This window comes from Colwellia sp. BRX8-7 (assembly GCF_014077275.1).
GTDB lineage: Bacteria > Pseudomonadota > Gammaproteobacteria > Enterobacterales > Alteromonadaceae > Colwellia_A.
Map to the genome: position 1 here is coordinate 1 of NZ_JACGVP010000070.1, position 1,022 is coordinate 1,022.

Genomic DNA, 1,022 nt, shown 5'->3' on the forward strand with positions numbered 1-1,022 from the left:
GTTCGAACGTCTTGTTAGAAACATTGGATGTTTGCCGTTCAATATTCGTAACCAACAGAGGCATATTCCACTTATCAAATATAGTAAACTAATCGATTGATAAATGGATTGGTCCAACTATAAGCAATTCAAACGGACAAAAAACAGTTGGCTGTTTTCACTTCGTTCAACATTTTAGCCAACTAATTTTTGCCGCTTAATATGGGCGTTATGCGGCATTGCGAATTCGATTAAATGTAATTGTGGTAATTGCCTTTTCTTTATCTTGGTTATTTACGCATAATTAAATCTATTTAAGTTTTTGGTTAAATAGTTTTTCGCCAAAATAGGTAAGTGATAAATTCACTTTTCATTAGTGGCTCAAAATTCACGGTTTAGTGTATCGCAATGCTGTGAGTTTTTTAAATGCACATTTTATGTCACTAATATTTATATAAATTGTACGGTTTGTGGTAATGTAAAAATCGCATAACAAGGCATTCAAACGGACAAAAAACAGTTGGCTGTTTTCACTTCGTTCAACATTTTAGCCAACAATTTTTTGCCGCTTAATGTGGCGTTAGGTTTCGTCGATGACTTCACTGTCTAAAAAAGAAAAGGGTAAAGCTTACTTGCAAAGTGTAGGTTTTATTTTACTTGGCATAATCCTATGTACCATTACTGCCGTTACTGTGACAATGGGAAAAGATATCGAATTGGGTCGTAATTTACCAACTACACATGGTATTTTTCTTCTAGGCATTTTATTATCTCTTGGTGGAGTGTTTAAAGCGGTTTTAACTTTAATGGCTTTCACTAAAGAAGATAAACCTAACAAGCCACTCAAGCAGGACAAATAACAGTTGGTTTTGTTCGCTTCGCTCTCTATTTTAACCAACTATTATTTGCCTCTTAGTGGGGCGTTAGCCGTACCGAGAATTGTGATGAAAATTATAGATTGGTTTTGGAAAGTATTAACATTAATTATTATTGGTCTTTTAATGCTGAACCCTGAGTTTATCGTTATGAGCGCTTTCATAGAC

The 1,022-nt window shown here is 34.3% G+C and carries 1 protein-coding gene; it reads left to right on the forward strand.

The genetic code is table 11. The annotated features are described in order from the left end of the window. The first annotated feature begins 572 nt into the window (after nucleotides 1–572). The gene (locus H4J57_RS19465; protein ID WP_182243986.1) at nucleotides 573–839 is read left to right on the forward strand and encodes a hypothetical protein; all 267 of its coding nucleotides are present in this window, start codon (nucleotides 573–575) and stop codon (nucleotides 837–839) included. Nucleotides 840–1,022 lie beyond the last annotated feature (183 nt).

Coding starts and splice junctions, on each gene's coding strand:
- H4J57_RS19465 (WP_182243986.1), top strand. CDS start 573: ATGACTTCACTGTCTAAAAAAGAAAAGGGTAAAGCTTACTTGCAAAGT.